A 12,796-nucleotide genomic window follows, 5' to 3' on the forward strand; every position below is an offset into this window, starting at 1 on the left:
TTTGGGCATACTGGTGGGCCCGACCGGATTCGAACCGATGACACCCTGGGTGTAAACCAGGTGCTCTGACCAACTGAGCTACGAGCCCACGTAGGAGCTTACACAACAAATGGGATATTCCCAAATTGTTAGCGGGAATGAGAGTCAGCTCACCGAACTTCGTCGTAAAAAACTAAAACAACTCACCGCATCAACGCGACAACTAGCGTCGCGAACCGAGGTTAGTGAGCCGTACACCCGTCCACTCTTTGGAAATCGCCTGTGATGTTGTGGGTTGCATCCCGGCGGTTTCCGCAGCCTCTTCAACGAGACTTAGGCTTACTGAATTTTGTTGACGCATGGAGGGAATAAGTAGCCAGCACAAAGCCTGTCCACCATCAAGATTAGCTTTCACATCGAGGAGAAGATCGGCTAGATCATCGGCATCGCCGTCATCATCGCGCCACCAAGCAATAGCACCATCCACAACATCAGGATAGTCCTCATCAGCGAGTTCAGAACCAATTTCATCTTCAAGTGCATCACGTACATCGAAGGCTACGTCCTCGTCGTAACCAAATTCTTGGATGACGTTTCCCTTGTGGAAACCAAACAGAGTCATGCTTAAAGCACACAATAAAACCTCGATTTTTGCAAGCTGAGTCCATATTTCGACGTAGATATTTTTCATTTTTAAGACACGAAAATCTGAACTTAATCAGAATCATTCAAGGAAAAGGCGAGATATCAAGCGTGATGGAAACCCGCGTCACACGCCTATAACCAAGGTCTCAACCGGATAGCGAAATTCTCCTAAACCTCGGGGCAAAGTTGTAAACTGGAATTACTTATGTAGCGCCACTCACAAGTGCGCCTTGTAAGCGTTTTTTGAGATAAAACAAGGGGATGAAGTGACAGAACACGACGATAAGCATTTGGTACACGGCTATCTTCGGCAGTTGCCAGATAGTGATGCAGAAGAAACGCGCGAGTGGATTGATTCCATCGACGATTTGATTAAAGTCAGCGGAAAAGAACGCGCACGATTCATTATTGGTGCTATTCGCGAGCATGCACGCAAAGCCGGAGCTATTACAAAACCAGATTTGATGACGCAGTACGTCAACACTATTCCTTGGGATGAAGAACCCGAATATCCTGGAACTCCCGAAGAGCAGGATTTGGAACGTCAGTTCCGTAGTTGGACACGTTGGAACGCCGCCGTGATGGTTACTCGCGCACAGAAGCCGGGTATCGGCGTTGGTGGGCACATTTCCTCCTACGCCGCACAGGCGACACTGTACGAAGTCGGACAAAACCACTTCTTCCGTGGGCAGGACGCTCCCGGTGGAGGCGATCAGATCTTCTTCCAGGGCCATTCTTCACCTGGAAACTATGCACGCGCCTACCTTGAAGGACGTTTGACAGAAGCAGATCTCGATTCCTTCCGTCAGGAAGCATCCCGTACTTCCGGCGGACGTGGCCTTCCGTCCTACCCGCACCCGCATCAGATGAAAGATTTCTGGCAGTTCCCCACCGTTTCCTTGGGCTTGGGTGCCACAAACTCGATCTATCAGGCATGGTTCAACCGTTACCTGCACGAGCGCGGAATTAAAGATACCTCTGATCAGCATGTTTGGTGCTTCTTGGGCGACGGTGAAATGGACGAACCAGAATCACGCGGTATGCTCCAGCTTGCTGCAGGCCAGAAGCTCGATAACCTTACATGGGTTATTAACTGTAATCTTCAGCGCCTTGACGGCCCGGTTCGCGGTAACGCCAACATCGTTCAGGAACTTGAAGCATTCTTCAAGGGTGCCGGATGGAATGTTATTAAGGTTCTGTGGGGCGGTGGCTGGGATAAGCTCCTGCGCGAAGATAAGGATCACGCACTGTCTGATTTAATGAGCAACACGCTTGATGGTGATTACCAGGGTTATCGCGCCAATGACGGCGCCTACCTACGTAACAACTTCTTCGGGCGTGATCCTCGTACCAAGGCAATGGTTGAAGATTGGACCGATGATGAACTGTGGCAGCTTCGCCGAGGTGGCCACGATCACCACAAGATTTACGCAGCATACCGCGCAGCCCTCGCACACAAAGGAGAACCAACAGTTATCCTTGCTCAAACTGTGAAGGGCTACGATTTAGGATCCAACTTCGCCGGGCGTAACTCAACACACCAGATGAAGAAACTCTCTTCTTCTGATTTGAAGCTGTTGCGCGATACCCTGCAGATCCCGATTGATGATTCACAGCTGGAAGATCCCTACAGCGCACCTTACTATAAGCCAGCCGATGATCATCCGGCGCTTGTTCACATGCGTGAAATGCGCCAGAAGCTGGGTGGCTTCATTCCTGAACGTCGTGGCCAGCGTGAAGTTGTAGAATTGCCAACAGAAAAGCCGTTCAAGTCCATGGAAAAGGGCTCCGGTAAGCTCAAGGTTGCTACAACCATGGCTTTGGTTCGCCTCCTCAAGGATTTGATGCGCGATAAGAAGTTCGGTTTCCGCATGGTTCCAATCGTTCCCGATGAGGCTCGTACTTTCGGTATGGACGCGATGTTCCCGTCGTCAAAGATCTTCAATACGCTTGGGCAACACTACACCGCTGTCGATCACGATATGCTCCTGTCCTATAAGGAATCCACGCAGGGTCAACTCCTTCACACGGGTATTACAGAAGCCGGTTCTATGTCCGCGTTCTGCGCAGCCGGTACCTCTTACTCCACCCACAACAAGGTGATGATTCCGTTCTACATCTTCTACTCGATGTTCGGTTTCCAGCGCACGGGTGACCAGATGTGGCAGGCAATGGATCAGCTCACGAAGGGCTTCATTATTGGCGCAACCGCCGGGCGTACCACCCTTCAGGGTGAAGGCTCTCAGCACATGGACGGACACTCCCCCGTTCTTGCTTCCACCAACCCCGGAATGATTATTTACGACGCAGCATACGCCTACGAACTCGCACACATTTTCCGTGATGGTTTGGAGCGTATGTACGGCGAGGGTAGCGACGGACGTTCACAGGAAGTCATGTACTACTTGACGGTCTACAATGAGCCAATCCACCAACCCGCTGAACCCGAGAATGCCGATGTTGAAGGCATTATTCGTGGTATCCACAAGATTGCCGACGTTGACGGACAGGGAGGCCCGAAGGTCAACCTTTTGGCATCTGGTGTCGCCGTTCCGTGGGCGATGGAAGCAAAGAATATGCTTCGCAGGGACTGGGGTGTTGACGCAACCGTCTACTCCGTTACCTCATGGTATGAGCTTCGCAAGGACGGTTTGAAGGTTAACGAACACAACTATCTGCATCCTGAAGAAGCTCCGCAGAAGGCATTTGTCACCCAGAAGCTCGAAGGCGAAGAAGGCCCCTTCATTGCCTCCTCTGATTTCGAACATCAGGTTCAGGATTCTATCCGCGAATGGGTTCCTGGCACATATGAAACCTTGGGTGCTAATGGTATCGGGATTTCTGATACTCGCCCGGCTGCCCGCCGTCACTTCCGCATCGACGACGCTTCCATCGTTGTTCGCGCCCTATACGGACTCGCAAAGGAAGGCAAGATCGATCGGTCCGTTGTGAAGCAGGCCATCGATAAGTACGACCTGTTCAATGCCGTAGCTGGTAAAGCCATTCCGGAAGCATAAAAGGACTACAAGCAGTCACACTCAAGTTGAACGCATCATGAAAACACCAGCCATGGCGATAGAGAGAAATGCCGTGCACATGTAAATGCATGAGAAACTTCAACTTGTCGCATAATGTGGGGGTCAGTTAAAAACTGACCCCCACATTATGCGTACACAAGAAAAATATCCACTTGCGAACAAAGTGCAAAACACCAACGACGATAACGCTAGTGCCCAATAATGCTATTGCCCATTAACACTAGTCCCGATAATGCTAGCGCCCGACAACAACACTAGCGCCTTAACGCACACAAAATACCGCTAGTTTGCGTTAATTTTGGCGTTTAGCTCCACTGCCTGACGGTGCTTCTCAGCATCAAACTCCGCCCGGATTTCACCGCGCGCAAACCCGAAAAGAAGTGTTTCAAGCTGATCAACAGTATCTACGTGTTTCCAGGCAAGTTCCCATTCTTCAGGCCTTCCCGCGCCCCACGTAACCATAACCGTTGGGACACCGTTCTTGCCGGCGCCCTCAATATCGTAGATACGGTCACCAACCATGAGCGCCTCAGATGTATCCACACCGAGCGCACTCAAACGGTTCAATGCATCTTCAACAACATCAGCTTTGCTGTATCCCGGTCGCGTTTCAGGATCGCCAGCAATCACGTCAATATATTGCGCCAAACCCTGATGCTCCAGAATTGTGCGCGAATTCGTGTCTTTTTTCGACGTCGCAATTGCCAAGGGAACACCCGCATCATGGAGTTTTTTCACTAATTCTTCCATGCCGGGGAAACACGGCGTATCCAACATGTTTTTTTCGTAGCGAATACGGTATTCCATGACCATTTTCGCTGGGTCAGAAGCACCCATACGAGTGAAACCTTGCAAAAGGGGTGGCCCAATAAATTGTGTGAAATATTCAGGAGGTTCGGTGCGCCCTAAACATTCCTTAAGCGTGGCCCCAAAAGTTTGCTTAATAATCGCGGCTGAATCGTGCAGAGTGCCGTCCAAATCAATAAGAATGGGTTTCATAGGTTAATCCCGGTAATATCACCGGCTCCTTCGCGCGCTATCTTACCTTCCACAAGGTCAATCACTGTTGTTGGGCCGCTATCTGACGGACCATCCACAATAATATCAAGAGCGTGGCCGATTTCGTCGTCCACTTTCCAGCCCGCCATAAGCGGTTCTTCTTCTTCGGGAAGAATGAGGGTTGAGGACAGAAGTGGCTCACCAAGTTCTTCAACGATTGCCTGAGTAATATTGTGATCCGGTATGCGAATTCCAAGGGTATGTTTTTTCGGGTTCAACGTCATGCGCGGAACTTCTTTTGTTCCCTTCAAAATGAATGTGTAAGGCCCTGGCGTGAGACTTTTAATGAGACGAAAATCTGGATTCGATACAACAGCTAGTGCTCCGAGCTGGGCGAAATTATGGCAAAGTAACGTGAAATGGTGCTTATCTCCCACGCGACGAATCTCGCGAATACGGTCCAAGCCTTCTTTGTTTCCCATCGTACACACAATGGCATAGGCAGAATCTGTGGGGATAGCGGCCACTTCGCCACGACGCAGGGCTTCAACGACCTGATGGACAAACCTCTGCTGAGGATTTTCGGGGTGAATTGAAATAAATTGAGCCATACCTATATTCTACGAGAGTTTCCTGAACGTTTCCGAAACGCCCAGGAGTTATCCACAGGCTCCGTCGTTGAAAAACATCTGCCTACGGTATTCTTGACATGTGTGGTGTTTTTGCCTCTGCACATGTCGAACGGGCGCGCATGAAATTCCGCTCACCTACCTATTGTGCGGTCGAGATCGGCACAACCGCCAATCGGGAAAATATTGAACACAAGCCAGGCAGAACAATCCACACGTGTTTTTACGTCTGGGTAGCGATAGGGAAAATAATGGAGAAAATTCAAGAAGTGATGGCGACTATTCAGAACACGCTTCGCCTTGAGGGCTACCCGCATGCCACACCTAGTTTTTGTTTCGACGACGGAGATTGCGTCACCCGTTGGGCGGTTGCGGTTACCCTTGAACAGGTTGGAAAAGTGACGCTACCTGATTCTTCGATTAATGAAGCCACAACAGTTGCCGATTTACTTCGCCGTGCTTTTCCCGATGCGGATATTGACGAAGAAATGACGTACTTTGTCTCAGTTGGCACGGAAGCACAAGCATTAGAGAAAACGCCGTCAAAAGAGTCTCACGCAACGTCAACATCAAGTGGCGCGTCAAGTAAGGGCGTAGAGAAAACCGGAGGCTCAGCCTCCCCGCGCTTATCGCAGGACTCTTCCGGCACTGCTTTAGGAAATGAGTCCGGCAGGGAATCTGGACGCTTGCCCGATGGGGCAACCGATACGGCAACTGATATGACAACCAATGCGACAACCGGTACAGCAACAAATACGACAACCGGTACGGAAACCGATGCCGCAACCGGTACGGAAACCGATTCCGCAACCGAAACGGCCTCGGGAACGACAACGGAGGATGGACATCAGTTAGCGAGCCTTGAAGATCTTCTTAATTCGGGGCTTTTCAACTAAATTGCCGGGAAGCTCGCGTTTATCCAACGCGGTGAAGCCAGCGGACGGGCGCACCTGCCCCTGCATAACGGAATGGCTCAAGTTCATCATCCCAGGCTTGGCCGAGGGCGAGGTCGAGGAGACGCCGGAGTTCATGTGCGTTTCCAGCGGATTGTTCAATGGCTGCACGCACACGGTTTTCGGGAACAACGACGTTACCTGTGAGGTCGGTTTGTGCGTAGAAAATACCGAGTCCGGGCGTCGCGCTCCAGCGACCACCTTCGGAGATAGCGGTTCCGTCCTCAGTGATTTCGTAGCGAAGATGTTCCCACCCGTTAAAAGCGGAAGCGAGTTTTGCGCCAGTGCCCACTTCACCCGTCCATGACGCTTCTGCGCGGTTCATGTTAGGTAGGGCAGGTTGGGAAGTCCATTCGAAATGCGGTTGGTATCCGAGCACATTTGATGCCGCCCATTCAACATGCTTTTGAACGGCCGGCGTAACAGAATGAATAAATATGACGCCTCGAGTAGCGTATTTGTGTGCCATAGCATTCCTCCTGAACGTAAGTGGCTTTCCCCTTGCTACTTATTCGCTCAAGAATGCTGTAAATATTATATCTGTGCGCCGGAGCAAATCCAACAGTTCACAAAAATGTTCCCGCGTCCACAAAAAGGCGCCACTCACAACAAAAAAGCACCCACCGCGAGGTGAGTGCCCTAGTTAGGAGCTCCCGCAGCTGGATTCGAACCAGCAACCCTTCGATTAACAGTCGAATGCTCTGCCGTTGAGCTATGCGGGATTATTGCAACGCGTTATAGCTTACCAGCCGTGGCAGTATTCTCCAAATCTAAAACCACCTCCATGAAGAGGTTTACATCACAGGGAATGGCTACCACCGCTGACGCACCGCTCAATGTTGTGGCACGAGAATCTACAACGACGACGGAGGAGCCCGGCACGGAATTCATATTGCTTCGGAACATTTTCCCTGCGAAAAACATGAACACCATGAGCGCAACGCCGAATACGCCGGCGATAATCATGCGCCTGCGGGCGATTCGGCGCAGTTCATCCATGTCAATCTCGGAAGTTACTTCCTCAGCTTCGTCGTTCTTCATAATGCTTCTCCTTAAAACCCTGTCTCGCTCGGTTGCGGATAGTATTCCTTCATAATTTTCTTCTGGCGAATCCCGCTTAAAGCCTGATATGCCAGGCGCTTTACGTGCCAATCCTTCTTATAGGCCAAGGGATTCACTACATCCCCACGTCTGCGAATCGCACGTACTTTCCCGTAGAGTTCGAGATCGCGCAAATAGGTTTTATTCGCCAGAGAAATCGGCACAATTGCGAAAATCGCTTCTTTTGAAATGCGTTGCGCACCCGGTTCGCGCCCCAACACATCGTCAAGAAGTGCCCGCGCGTAATCCACTCCCCCGACCTTCATGTAGTAGTGCCCGCGTCCCGGCCTCGGATTCAAATCCAGCCAGTACTCCGTGCCGTCGCGCGGATCTACTTTCACGTCGAAGGAGAAGAATCCGCGCAAACCAATCTTCTCAACCACACGAATTGCCTCGTCGACAAAACGGCTATCCGGATCCGTCAAAATAAACGCGGCCGTCCCGAAATAGAACGGGTGATGTAGATTCAACAACACACGCCCGGACCCAGCGGCCGTCACGCGCCCGCGCGAATCCACATACCCGTTGACCACATACTGGGTGGTATCGTCGCCGGGAATGAGCTGCTGAACAAAAACGGGGAATTCTAAACCGTTCTCGCGCAACGCGCTCAGCTTCGCGTTAAGTTCCTCATAGGTATCAAATTTTTCAACCTTTTCGAGCCCCTTCGCGTGCTGCTCAAGTTTCCCCACAGACACCGCCGGTTTCATGACGACGGGGAACCTGATTCCCCCCACGGCTTCCTGCCACGTTTCGGGACGTTGTGGATTAAGTTCGACGCCACGGGCAATATGTAAGCCTAAAGATTCATAAATCTCAGCCATCGCAGTTTTTGAATCGGCTACCGCGATAACGGCCGGGTCGGCAACGGGAAGGAACCAGCGTGATGCGAATTCACGGGCATGTTTGGCAAAAGTGGCGCTAATTTCGTCGCTATTCGTTAAACCGATGAAGGTTTTGTCCGGGTAATCCTCTTCGATTTCCCGCATTACCTTCACCAACCCCTCTTCCGTATCGAAACCTTCAACCGGTATTTTACGAAAGTCGAGAATCGTCGACGGTTGGATTGCTCCACGCGAAACGTGAGCAACAACAAGAGGTTTAATCCCTACACTTTCGTGGAAAAGTCGGGCAAAGGCGTAAGCCTCAACCTCATAACCGAAAATAACGGGAAGAAACATATCTTTTTTCATAACGCTACCTTCTGACAACCTTCCGAACGATTCTCGCAACGGGGTGAATAAGACGAAGAATTTCCTCGATTTTCAAAACATACGCGAGCGCAAAATACACCACAACAATGGCGCTACCGCCACAAATGCACTGTATCAACGCGGTGTCCCGGCTCATTAGCCCGAAAAGCGGGCCAATCATTCGAGTGGCAAAATACCCAGCGCTTCCTGCGCAAACAATAACTATGTACAGTTTAGCGTGATAGCTGATTAATCCCTTTTTATCCCAGCCACCAACACGTTTGTTGAGGCCGATAAACATGAGGAGAGCGGCAAGGAAGTTTGAGAGCGACATCGTGATCCCCACGCCGATAACCGCCCACTGCGGAGGCAAGTAGAGGCAACCGATGCTAATAAAACTCCCGACAATCTGGAAGGGAAGGGTAATGAAGAAGGCTCCTCGCGTATCTTCGAAGGCGTAATACACGCGGTTCAGGACGCTAAACATGCCAATCCAGAACAGCCCGAAACTCATGGAACACACAACGTAACCGAGGGTGGCGGCTTCCTCCGCGCTGGACGAGAGGGCAAATAGGCGCGAGATGGGGACGCATAGAACAACCATGGCTGTGGCGCAAAGGAACATGATTGCGGAAACGAGCTTGACGGTGCGAGTAACGTCGGCTTTGAGTCTGTCAATATTTCCCTGGGCAGCGGCGCGAGATATGCGGGTGAATACGGCTGTTGCGACGGATACGACGAAAAGGGAGGTGGGGATGGAATAGATGGTGTAGGCGGTGTCGTAGGCGAAGTTACCCGCGATTTTTTCCATGTCCATACCGGCGTGGAGGGCGCGATCCGAGGCGCCAGCGGCAACGTTGGAGTCGAGGGCGGTGGGGACAATAGAAATAATCATCATGAGGAACACCCACCAGGATGCCTTCCCCGCGCTACCCAAACCGGAACCGCGCCAACGGAAATCGGGGCGGTAACGGATGCCGATACGCTTCATCGGCCATAATAAAATCAGCGCCTGAACGACGATACCGAGCGTGGACACCCCGCCCAGGAGAGCGACCCTCATAGACGTCCACTGTTGGGCGTCAACCGCATCTTGGGCTGTGACCGGACCGCAAATATAGAGAATCCCGACCATACCCAGAATTGCAACAACATTATTTGCGACGGGCGCCCACATATAGGGACCAAAGTTTTCTTTTGCGTTAAGAATCTGCCCTAACACGGTGTACATGCCGTAGAAGAAAACTTGAGGCAAACACCAGTATGCCCACGCAACAGTGAGGCGATACCAATCGTCGGACATTGTCGCCGCCATTATTTTTACGACGAAGGGCGAAGCGAGGGTAATAACAATCGTGAGGGAACCTAGGGCGACGATGGCGAGGGTGAGGAGCTTATTAATGAAAGCTTCGCCTTCTTTTTCGCCTTTTTCCGTGGCTCGCACAATAGCCGGGACGAGAACTGCGTTAATAAGCCCGCCGGCAATAATCATGTAGATAAGGTTGGGAAGTTTGTTCGCAACTCCAAAAGCGTTACCTGCGGGCGTGGTGAGCCCAACTACTGCGCCAAGCATAATGGGGGAACGGACGAGGCCAAGGATTCTGGAAACAAAGGTTCCCATGAACATAATGAAAGAATTTTTGGCGACGGAGGCTTTTTCGACCGTTTCTTCTATATTCTCTGAATTCTCTGTTTTCTCTGTAGGCGATTCCCCGGGAACCTTTTCCAAAGCGTCTGGTAATGATTCTGTTTGCGGTGTTCGTCCTTCGTTAGATACATTACTCCCTTGAGTGCGTGTATCGTCCCGATGTTGATGCATGTCTTGATACTAACGGGTAAAAGGTTCACATGCGAAATCAACACTCAGAAAAAGGGTGTTTTGCGAATACGCGGAATGTGAAAATTCGATGAATTTCGGGTAAAAAAGTACCCCCGCTGGGACTTGAACCCAGGACCAATGGATTATGAGTCCACTGCTCTAACCGGCTGAGCTACAGGGGCAACATGGACATAATACCAGGATTAGCTCCCGATGCCCATTTGTTCTTCACATTGGCGTTTTTGTTTTTCAAGTGCGACGAGACGTTCGGCCGCAACCCGCCGTGATGGATCATTTTCAGGCATACGCATAAGGGCTGAACGGGCTTCCGCAATCTGGCGAATAACGCCCTGTCGAATAATTCCAACAACAACTTCCCACGCGTATTTCATCACATTATCGGGGTTTCCTATGGGCAACGGCTCCGCCGTGATTTGCGATACAGCTAAGGCTAGCGCAGGGCCTGCCTGTTCTTTCACCGCTGAAATATATTGGGTTGTGGCATATCTCTCCGCGTCCCCTTCTGCCACGCCACGCGCCTGCGCTTCAGCTTGATGCGTCATAAAAGTATGGGTTCCCCCGGCTGCGCGTATTGCGTCGTGAATAGAACGATATGTGGGGGTCACGAACGTGTTTTCGGGAAGTTTGTCCATTTCCACATTGTCTGCGAACGCTGGAAGCTGGAGGTAAATTTGAAGTGCTGCACGCTCCGACTTCTCCACCGGATCTTTAATGTCATCCAAATCCGGCAAACGAATACCTGGTACGCGTGGGGCTTCTTGCTCTGCTTGTTGCGGTACGCCTCCCTGCGTGAGAACCTTCATGCCACCTTTATGATATGCCTCAAGAACCGCGCCTCGCACAATTTTTTCGTCCACCCCAAGTTTGCCCGCAAAGATACGAATATAACCTTCACGAATCACTCTGTCACGAATACCGGCAACAATGGGCGCGCCGGCTTGCAGACCAACGGAACGTCCCTCGGGAGTGTTCAGTGGCAAATTACGCAACACGGAATCGATAACAAAATCGAAGAGCGGGCGCCTAGATTCCACGAGTTCCCTCAGGGCGTCCTCCCCCAGTTTCATACGCATATCGCACGGGTCCATACCGCCGGGAGAAATTGCGACGAAGGTTTGTGCAGCAAATGACTGATCTTCCTTGAAAGCACGCAACGCAGCTTTTTGGCCTGCGGCGTCCCCGTCAAACGTAAAAATAACTTCGCCACCAAAACTCTGCCCGGTTGAGAACAGAATTCCCGCCGCTGGGTTATTCGTGTCCCGCAAAAGCCTACGAGCAATTTTCACGTGTTCGTGCCCAAAAGCCGTGCCACACGTTGCAACAGCCGTTTCCACGCCGGAAAGGTGAGCTGCCATCACATCCGTATATCCTTCAACGATGACGATGCGACGTTCTTCCGCAATAGATTTTTTGGCAAGATTGAGCCCGTACAGCACCTGAGCTTTGTGGTAGATCGGGGTTTCGGGCGTATTGAGATACTTGGGGCCGTTATCGTCGTCGGAAATCTTACGGGCACCGAAACCAATCGGGTCACCTGTAATCGAAAAAATGGGCCACATGAGGCGACCACGGAAACGGTCGTACAAACCGCGGTTACCGCGCGTGGCGAGACCCGCGGTTTCGATTTCGGCGTCTGTGAAACCGCTTTTGCGTAGCTCTTTATACAACGAATCCCAGGATTGTGGCGAGTAACCGATGTTGAAATGCGCGATTGCGGCGTCGTCGAAACCACGTTCTGTAAGGAGTTGGAGGGCTTGTTTGCCTTCTGGTGTACGTAATTGTTTGCGGTAAAAGACGACGGCGGCGCGGTGCGCGTCAATCATGCGCGCTTTTTTAGGACCTTGCGGGGTGCCTTGCCGGAAACTGCCCTCCTCGTAGTGAAGCTCCACCCCGTAACGGCGAGCCAGGACTTCCACAGCTTCAATAAAGCTTGTATTCTCCTGTTTTTGGATGAAATCAATAACGTCCCCGTTTTCTCCGCAACCAAAACAGTGATAGTAACCGGCATTCGGGCGGACGTTAAAGGAAGGCGTTTTTTCGTCGTGAAATGGGCAGAGGGCGACCATGGAATCCGCGCCAGAATTTTTCAAGGTGACGTATTGGCTCACAACTTCTTCAATTCGGGCGGTGGTTTTCACTCGCTCGATGTCCTCTTTACGTACACGACCTGCCATGAGATAAATCCTAGCGTGTGGAGATTGAGAGTTTCTGGATTATTCACGTCCGGCACAATCGGGTGGTGGCGACGGTGGTTATGGGGGTGCCTTAGTTCATTCTGGTTTGCGAGGAACGTGTAAATTGCGAAGAGCCACCAACATCCAAAGAGCCCTTAAACCCCAACACCCCACCAAAAACAACACGTTCTGGCCCATACGCCACACGTTCTGGCCACTACGCCGGCAAGGAGCAACCACGTTCG

The 12,796-nt window shown here is 51.4% G+C and carries 10 protein-coding genes and 3 tRNA genes; 2 read left to right on the forward strand and 11 right to left on the reverse strand.

The window, feature by feature from the left end; all coding sequences use genetic code 11:
- Positions 1-11 precede the first annotated feature (11 nt).
- Both G445_RS0100480 and G445_RS0100485 read right to left on the reverse strand, forming a co-directional pair.
- Positions 12-88 (reverse strand) — tRNA-Val (locus tag G445_RS0100480).
- A gap of 114 nt (positions 89-202) precedes the next feature.
- The gene (locus G445_RS0100485; RefSeq protein WP_026420812.1) at positions 203-601 is read right to left on the reverse strand and encodes a DUF3052 family protein; all 399 of its coding nucleotides are present in this window, start codon (positions 599-601) and stop codon (positions 203-205) included.
- Positions 602-890: 289 nt separating this feature from the next.
- Here G445_RS0100485 and aceE point away from each other — a divergent pair, with 289 nt between their 5' ends.
- On the forward strand, positions 891-3,641 hold the full coding sequence (aceE, locus tag G445_RS0100490) for a pyruvate dehydrogenase (acetyl-transferring), homodimeric type (RefSeq protein ID WP_022865619.1): 2,751 nt from the start codon (positions 891-893) through the stop codon (positions 3,639-3,641).
- A gap of 303 nt (positions 3,642-3,944) precedes the next feature.
- Here the strand turns inward: aceE and G445_RS08870 are convergent, their stop codons facing one another.
- Both G445_RS08870 and G445_RS0100500 read right to left on the reverse strand, forming a co-directional pair.
- Positions 3,945-4,661 carry an HAD hydrolase-like protein gene (locus tag G445_RS08870; protein WP_022865620.1) on the reverse strand — a complete coding sequence of 239 codons (717 nt, stop codon included), beginning with the start codon at positions 4,659-4,661 and terminating at the stop codon, positions 3,945-3,947.
- Complete coding sequence (locus tag G445_RS0100500) at positions 4,658-5,272, reverse strand: L-threonylcarbamoyladenylate synthase (protein ID WP_022865621.1); 615 nt, start codon at positions 5,270-5,272, stop codon at positions 4,658-4,660. Before G445_RS0100500 ends, G445_RS08870 begins: the two co-directional genes overlap by 4 nt.
- Positions 5,273-5,541: 269 nt before the next feature.
- Here G445_RS0100500 and G445_RS0100505 point away from each other — a divergent pair, with 269 nt between their 5' ends.
- The gene (locus G445_RS0100505; protein ID WP_022865622.1) at positions 5,542-6,186 is read left to right on the forward strand and encodes a hypothetical protein; all 645 of its coding nucleotides are present in this window, start codon (positions 5,542-5,544) and stop codon (positions 6,184-6,186) included.
- Positions 6,187-6,205: 19 nt separating this feature from the next.
- Here G445_RS0100505 and G445_RS0100510 read toward each other — a convergent pair whose 3' ends face one another.
- The 7 genes from G445_RS0100510 to dnaG all read right to left on the reverse strand — a co-directional run bounded on the left by G445_RS0100510 (position 6,206) and on the right by dnaG (position 12,551).
- Complete coding sequence (locus G445_RS0100510; protein ID WP_022865623.1) at positions 6,206-6,712, reverse strand: DUF3145 domain-containing protein; 507 nt, start codon at positions 6,710-6,712, stop codon at positions 6,206-6,208.
- 181 nt (positions 6,713-6,893) lie between these two features.
- Positions 6,894-6,965 (reverse strand) — tRNA-Asn (locus tag G445_RS0100515).
- 13 nt (positions 6,966-6,978) lie between these two features.
- Entirely contained in the window at positions 6,979-7,284 is a 306-nt protein-coding gene (locus G445_RS0100520) for a hypothetical protein (protein ID WP_022865624.1), read from the reverse strand.
- 11 nt (positions 7,285-7,295) lie between these two features.
- On the reverse strand, positions 7,296-8,537 hold the full coding sequence (locus tag G445_RS0100525) for a carboxylate--amine ligase (protein ID WP_022865625.1): 1,242 nt from the start codon (positions 8,535-8,537) through the stop codon (positions 7,296-7,298).
- Positions 8,538-8,541: 4 nt separating this feature from the next.
- Positions 8,542-10,356, reverse strand: coding sequence for a murein biosynthesis integral membrane protein MurJ (gene murJ, locus G445_RS08875; RefSeq protein WP_022865626.1), 1,815 nt, complete (start codon positions 10,354-10,356; stop codon positions 8,542-8,544).
- A 108-nt stretch (positions 10,357-10,464) separates the two neighbouring features.
- Positions 10,465-10,538 (reverse strand) — tRNA-Ile (locus tag G445_RS0100535).
- 21 nt (positions 10,539-10,559) lie between these two features.
- The gene (gene dnaG / locus G445_RS0100540) at positions 10,560-12,551 is read right to left on the reverse strand and encodes a DNA primase (RefSeq protein WP_022865627.1); all 1,992 of its coding nucleotides are present in this window, start codon (positions 12,549-12,551) and stop codon (positions 10,560-10,562) included.
- Positions 12,552-12,796: the final 245 nt, after the last annotated feature.

Source organism: Actinotignum urinale DSM 15805, from assembly GCF_000420445.1.
GTDB lineage: Bacteria > Actinomycetota > Actinomycetes > Actinomycetales > Actinomycetaceae > Actinotignum > Actinotignum urinale.

What these genes read in the sequence shown, in the direction of transcription:
- murJ (WP_022865626.1), bottom strand. Translation starts at nt 10,356, where the DNA reads ATGCATCAACATCGGGACGATACACGCACTCAAGGGAGTAATGTATCT.
- dnaG (WP_022865627.1), bottom strand. Translation starts at nt 12,551, where the DNA reads ATGGCAGGTCGTGTACGTAAAGAGGACATCGAGCGAGTGAAAACCACC.
- G445_RS08870 (WP_022865620.1), bottom strand. Translation starts at nt 4,661, where the DNA reads ATGAAACCCATTCTTATTGATTTGGACGGCACTCTGCACGATTCAGCC.
- G445_RS0100525 (WP_022865625.1), bottom strand. Translation starts at nt 8,537, where the DNA reads ATGAAAAAAGATATGTTTCTTCCCGTTATTTTCGGTTATGAGGTTGAG.
- G445_RS0100500 (WP_022865621.1), bottom strand. Translation starts at nt 5,272, where the DNA reads ATGGCTCAATTTATTTCAATTCACCCCGAAAATCCTCAGCAGAGGTTT.
- G445_RS0100485 (WP_026420812.1), bottom strand. Translation starts at nt 601, where the DNA reads ATGACTCTGTTTGGTTTCCACAAGGGAAACGTCATCCAAGAATTTGGT.
- G445_RS0100520 (WP_022865624.1), bottom strand. Translation starts at nt 7,284, where the DNA reads ATGAAGAACGACGAAGCTGAGGAAGTAACTTCCGAGATTGACATGGAT.
- G445_RS0100505 (WP_022865622.1), top strand. Translation starts at nt 5,542, where the DNA reads ATGGAGAAAATTCAAGAAGTGATGGCGACTATTCAGAACACGCTTCGC.
- G445_RS0100510 (WP_022865623.1), bottom strand. Translation starts at nt 6,712, where the DNA reads ATGGCACACAAATACGCTACTCGAGGCGTCATATTTATTCATTCTGTT.